Origin of the sequence: Streptomyces sp. NPDC051109 (assembly GCF_044455885.1) — a bacterium.
In the GTDB taxonomy this organism is placed as follows: Bacteria; Actinomycetota; Actinomycetes; order Streptomycetales; family Streptomycetaceae; genus Streptomyces.
In genome coordinates this window covers 1-5,534 of sequence record NZ_JBITFF010000061.1, presented here as the reverse complement: position 1 = coordinate 5,534, position 5,534 = coordinate 1, and the positions used below count along the sequence as shown (strand labels likewise).

The 5,534-nt window shown below is 70.6% G+C and carries 6 protein-coding genes and 1 pseudogene; 5 read left to right on the top strand and 2 right to left on the bottom strand.

The genetic code is table 11. From position 1 onward, the window contains the following. From ACIBAD_RS37495 to ACIBAD_RS37485, 3 genes and pseudogenes are all read left to right on the top strand, one after another. Window positions 1–114 (top strand): annotated as a pseudogene (locus ACIBAD_RS37495) (transcriptional regulator); the annotation flags it as partial. 99 nt (window positions 115–213) lie between these two features. After that, complete coding sequence (locus ACIBAD_RS37490; protein WP_398911533.1) at window positions 214–777, top strand: helix-turn-helix domain-containing protein; 564 nt, start codon at window positions 214–216, stop codon at window positions 775–777. Between the two features lies 1 nt (window position 778). Next, window positions 779–1,024 carry a hypothetical protein gene (locus tag ACIBAD_RS37485; protein ID WP_398911532.1) on the top strand — a complete coding sequence of 82 codons (246 nt, stop codon included), beginning with the start codon at window positions 779–781 and terminating at the stop codon, window positions 1,022–1,024. A 120-nt stretch (window positions 1,025–1,144) separates the two neighbouring features. Here ACIBAD_RS37485 and ACIBAD_RS37480 read toward each other — a convergent pair whose 3' ends face one another. Beyond that, window positions 1,145–1,672, bottom strand: coding sequence for a helix-turn-helix domain-containing protein (locus tag ACIBAD_RS37480; protein WP_134067031.1), 528 nt, complete (start codon window positions 1,670–1,672; stop codon window positions 1,145–1,147). 86 nt (window positions 1,673–1,758) lie between these two features. Here ACIBAD_RS37480 and ACIBAD_RS37475 point away from each other — a divergent pair, with 86 nt between their 5' ends. Continuing rightward, window positions 1,759–3,180: an MFS transporter gene (locus ACIBAD_RS37475; RefSeq protein WP_398911529.1), complete on the top strand. Its 1,422-nt coding sequence runs from the start codon at window positions 1,759–1,761 to the stop codon at window positions 3,178–3,180. 535 nt (window positions 3,181–3,715) lie between these two features. Here the strand turns inward: ACIBAD_RS37475 and ACIBAD_RS37470 are convergent. Next, a complete protein-coding gene (locus ACIBAD_RS37470; protein ID WP_398911528.1) occupies window positions 3,716–4,411 on the bottom strand; it encodes a hypothetical protein in 696 nt (231 codons plus the stop codon). Between the two features lie 429 nt (window positions 4,412–4,840). On the opposite strand from ACIBAD_RS37470, the gene ACIBAD_RS37465 reads away from it, so the two are divergent. Continuing rightward, on the top strand, window positions 4,841–5,209 hold the full coding sequence (locus tag ACIBAD_RS37465; protein WP_398911526.1) for a hypothetical protein: 369 nt from the start codon (window positions 4,841–4,843) through the stop codon (window positions 5,207–5,209). Window positions 5,210–5,534: the final 325 nt, after the last annotated feature.

The following is a 5,534-nucleotide window of genomic DNA, read 5'->3' as shown; positions in this document are numbered from 1 at the left end:
CCTCGAATACTCGCCTCACTCGACCGGCCGTTCGTCATCGAGCGCCCCGATGAACTACGCGACCTCGTCATCGCGCTCGCCGATCGCCTCACGTCCTCCGCCCGCCAAGCCTGACAGCGAGGAACCAATGTCATGAGACGGCACGGCTAGTGACCTGAGTCAGAGATTCGTCGTCAGTTGAGCATGAGTCGTCCGGGTCCGAAGATTGTGCCGTTGTCGGTTGCTGATGCCCAGCGGGCGGTGCTGGAGGGCTGGTTACGCCGTCGTACGACGGCTCAGGCTTTGGCTCAGCGGTCGCGGATCGTGCTGGAGTGCACCGAAGGCCACTCGATCATGGAGGTGTCGCGCCGGCTGCGGATCGCGCCGGACACGGTCCGCACCTGGCGGCGCCGCTTCATCGAGCGGGGACTGGACGGCTTGTGCGACGACCCGAGGCACGGCGTCCCCCGGAAGATCACCCATGCTGACGTCGAGCGGGTCATCCTCAAGACGCTTGAGGAGACACCGAAGACCGCGACCCACTGGTCGACGAGGTCGATGGCCGCGGCCACGGGCATGTCGCAGTCGACGGTCTCGCGGATCAGGCGGGCGTTCTCCCTTGCCCCGCACCGGTCGCAGACGTTCAAGCTGTCGACCGATCATCTGTCCATCGACAAGGTCCGTGACGTCGTCGGCCTCTACCTCGACCCGCCGGAGAAGGCCCTGGTCGCAGCCACGACTACGTCCGGGCGGAACCACGACCCTCTTCGCCGCTCTAGAGTTCGCCACCGCCCGTGAGGTGGTCGCGACCGTATGCCGTCCGACCGACGCGGCCGCCTTCGACTCGTACGCTGCCCGCCACCTGGGCCCGGAGCATGCGCTGCACCGCACCGAGCACGCCGAGAACGACTACCCCCTCCTGCCCGTGCGCACCGGGGAGGACGTCCGGGTCTGGGTCGGGCCGCCGGAGTCACCGCAGCCGCCCTGGCCGACCCGGCGGCTGCGGCTCGAACCCGTGACGGCGGCTGCGCGGCGGGCCGTCTGACAGCCTGGGGCGGGTGCCGGCATACCGGCATACCGGCATACCGGCATACCGGCTCACCGTACGTGCCCGTGCCCGTGGAGTCGCACGTTCAGAGGAACCAGTGGGCTCTGTCGTGCCGGCTCAGACGCCTTCGATCGGCCCGGCCCGATCCCATCCAGGCGCCCGCACGTCGATCGTGAGGCCTCCCGACCGGGCCTCCTCACCGCAGGTCCGGCACGTCGTCACCAGATCGAGGTCGTGCTCGGCGTGGTGATCCGATCCGGGCCCGCCGCGGTGCCGGAAGGCGACCGGCGGAGCGTCCACCGCCCAGCGATCACCCCAGGTCAGCAGCGCGTGCATCACGGGCGCGAGATCGCGGCCGGCCTCCGTGAGGTGGTATTCGAACCGCAAGGGGCGCTCGCTGTAGGGGCGGCGCTCGACCACGCCCGCCTCCTCCAGCGCGCGCAGTCGGGCGGCGAGGCGGTCGCGGGGCGCGCCGGTGTTACGGACGATCTGGTCGAAGCGCTGGTTGCCGTAGAAGATCTCGCGGATCGCCAGGAGGGCCCAGCGCTCACCGACGAGTTGCAGCGCGGCGGCCGCAGAGCACGGCCGACCGGGCACGTCGGGGTGCGGAACCGAATTCTCGCCCTGCTTCGCGTTCGAGGTCACATCCCCATCCTCTCGCGAGTCCGTTGTGTTTTCAAACCCGCCCGACTAGCCTCCGGTCCATGACAGTTGGAATTTCAAACCGACCAGTGGCGTCCCGAGCCGTGTTCGCGACCGTCGCGGCCGCCGTCTTCATGTCGAACCTCGACCTCTTCATCGTCAACGCGGCCCTCCCTGCGATCGGCGACTCGTTCGGCGGCAGCGGTCTCGGCTCCCTCTCCTGGGTCCTCAACGGCTACGCGATCGTCTTCGCCGCCCTCCTCGTCGTCGCGGGCCGCGTCGCCGACCGCTCCGGCCACAAGCGGGTGTTCCTGACCGGCTTGGCGGTGTTCACCCTCGCCTCGGTCGGCTGCGCACTCGCTCCCAACGTCGGGACGCTGGTCGCGGCCCGGCTCGTACAGGCCGCCGGCGCTGCGCTGCTGATGCCGACCTCGCTCGCGCTGCTGCTCGACACGACGGCGCCTGAGAAGCGCGCCGGGGCGGTGCGCGCCTGGGCGTCGATCGGCGGGATCGCGGCCGGGCTCGGGCCGGTGGCCGGCGGGCTGCTGGTCGAGGCCGGATGGCACTGGGTGTTCATCGTCAACCTGCCGGTGGGGATCGCGGCGTTCGTGCTCGGTGTCAGAGTGCTGCCGTCACCCGGGCGCGCCGGGACGGAGAAGAGTCCGCTGCCCGACCTGTTCGGCGCCGCCCTGCTCACCGGATCCATCGCCACGCTCGCGCTCGGCCTGATCAAGGCTCCTGACTGGGGTTGGGCGAGCGCCCGCACCCTCGGCGACCTCGCTGCCGCGGTGCTGCTCGGCGCCTGGTTCGTCCTGCGATCGGCCCGCCACCCCGTGCCGATCGTCGAGCTGCCGCTGCTCCGGGTCCCGGCGTTCGCATCCGCCGCGGCCGCCCTGACGCTGTTCACCATCGCGTTCGCCGGAATGCTGCTCGGTGCGGTCCTGTGGTGCCAGGGCGCGTGGGGCTACTCGGCTCTGCGCACCGGCTTCGCCATCGCGCCGGGACCCCTGCTGGTGCCGCCGGTCGCGTTGCGGATCGGGCCCGCCGTCGCCCGGTTCGGTGCGGGCCGCATCGCACTGGCGGGATCCGTCGTGTTCGCCGCCGGCATCCTGTGGTGGGCCGCGACGCTCGACACCGGCTCGGCGTACGCGGCCTCGCTCCTGCCCGGCATGATCCTGACCGGCCTCGGCGTCGGCATGACGCTCCCAGTCCTGACCGGGGTGTCGGCGGCCGCCCTGCCGCCGGCCCGCTTCGCCACCGGCTCGGCCATCACGTCGATGGGCCGCCAGATCGGCGCGGTCCTCGGCGTCGCGATCCTGGTCGGCGTCCTCGGCACCGCGGGCCCCGGACACACCGTCGACGCGTTCCGGCACGGCTGGTACGCCGTCGCCGCGGCGGCCCTGCTCGCCGCGTGCGCGACGATCCCGCTCGTCCGCAAGCCGCGGCCGGCCGCCGCCAAGCCGACCGCCGTCGCAGAGGACGTGGAGACCGCGCGGGCCGGCGCTGCCTGAGAAGGGGGCGGGGGCTGGTCGCCCTCTCGCGTCGCAGCGCCGCCTGCACAGCAAGGGCTCGGATGACTGGCTGCCCACGCACGGCGCGGCGATGCGAAACCTCTCCCCCTTGCGCACCCCGCCCCCGTCCGGATGCCGGTGTTACCGAGCTCCCCCTCGCCGCGCGTCTCTTCTCTCATCGCTCGGCGCGATCACAACACCGCCGCGCACGTATGCGCAGCAGCACTCCCGGAATCTGTCCCGCCATCAACGTGACCGTGTGGGGCGGCCTCGACTTCACCTTCCGGGCGCAGGCATCCGACGACGCCGAGGGGGAGGACGTGTTGTCGGGCGGATCGCCCGGGTGGGCCAGGCCGCCGTCGTGAACCGGCGCCGTCGACCGAACGGGGAACGGCGGCCGGCCGCCACCGCCCGCCAGTCCACCGGGGGCCGGACGACGGGGAGCAGCCCGACGTCTCGGGCGTCGCGCCGGGAGACCCCGGTCTCGGCCTCGGGCTGGTCGAGGGCCAAGCCGGGGTCTTCGCGGGCCATGGCCTCAGGTCGTCAGCGTGGCTGTGGCGAGGGAGCCCCGAAGGATCTGCTGGCGCGGCAGGGAGAGGTCGAAGAGGCGGCCCAGAATTCCCAGCAATTTGTACCGCATCTGCTCCTCGTCCTCTTCGCCCGTGTAGCCTCCTCGGCCAGCAACGGGCAGTCCGGCCTCTGTCATGGCCGCTGTCACTTCCGCAGCCAGCGCCGGGTCTCCGTCGATGCCGTCGTATCCCCATGACGCGTCCAGGTGCAGATTGAACGAGCAGGCGAGATGTCCATCCCGGTGGTATTCGAAGAACGGAGGCACGGGCTTGCCATTGTCTTCTTCGAACACCACACGGAAGACGTGCGCGCCGCCGGCCGAGACCGGGCCCAGGTCGTTGAACTCGCCCCACCACGGGCCGTACATGACCGCGAACGACAGGCCCTCGTGCTCGCCGTAACGGAGGTGCACGTCTGAGTCGGTATCGAAGAGGTCCGGGTTCGCGACGTCCTCGGCACTGTGTTCGCCGGATGCCCGATGGACGACGGCGGGCGCACCCCAGAAGGCCGTCGCCGCGAGCCGCTCCACCAGCTCGTCCGGGGTCAGCCCCCGGACCATCACCACGTTGTATCCGCCGAAAGGAATCCAACGGGGCGCCGCGAGCCAGGCAATCCCCGGCTCGGATCCGACGGAATCGGTGTCCTGCGTTCGATGAGTCACCCGGACATGGTCCATGACGCCACCGACAACCGGCGCAGTCGGCTGCCTTCAGTCAGTACGGCCGCCCTCCGAACGCGACGCCGGCTGACCACTCCCCGGTACGACCGAGACCCCAGGACTCACAGCGCCCCGGGGTCTCGTACGTCGGCCAGCCTCGGCGATGCGATGCGTCGTGAAATCGCCGAGCACTCCGACCTGGCGATCCGCGACGCCTGCGCGGACTTCGTACGGACCATGGTGGAGGCGGGGTGCCGACAAACATCGACGACCTGGTCGAGGCCTACGACCCAGAGCCAACGGAACTCGCTGCGGCCTCCGATCCCAAGGTGCGCGCAACGGTCGCCGCCACCTGGCGGACCCGGCCGGTCACCGTGCAGCTGGCGCTGCTCACCGGCCCGGACGTGGTGACCTACCTGCAGGGCAGCTGCGGTGCTCCGACGAGAAGTAGCGGCCAGCAGGGACCTACCGGATCATGCAGGGCGGCAGCTGGACGAGGACCCGGACGTGTCCGTCCGCCGCGCGGCCGCCCACCGGCCTGACACGCCGCCGCAGGTCCTACTGCGGTTGATCCGCGCCCACGGCGACATACCCCACATCCGCCCCATGCTGGTGGTGGAGCTGCTGCTAACGGACCCTGAACGAAGAGTCGCCGATGATGCTGAGGTCCAACCCCCTGCTGCCAAGAGCTCAGGTGGAGCGCGTCCTGGCCAAGGCCGGCCTCTGACATCGCCCGGGAATGCGGCCCTTCGGGTATCCGTTAGCCAGTGCGGCGCATCAGCGGATGTATCGCCACGCTGAGCCTCCCTCGACCGTAAGAACGCAGCGTGCCGTGTCGATGGGGCTTTGGCCACAAGGAGTTGCCATCTGCGAGGGCTGTGGACTGCGCCCGTAATCTCCTGTCTCAAGCGATCTCGTCTGCTTCGCTCGGCGTCTCAGTTGATTCGGTCCGTGCCACCGAAGTGGCGGTGGAGGGTGACCTCGCCGAGCGGTGCCAGCCGGTCGGCGACAAGCTCGGCGAGGCTGTGGGATCCGCTTACGCGGGGAGGAAGAACCCGGTGATGTCAGCGAGCCGGCCATCGCGGTGGAGGGCGGTGCTCACGCCCGCCATGGCGGGTTCGTCCTG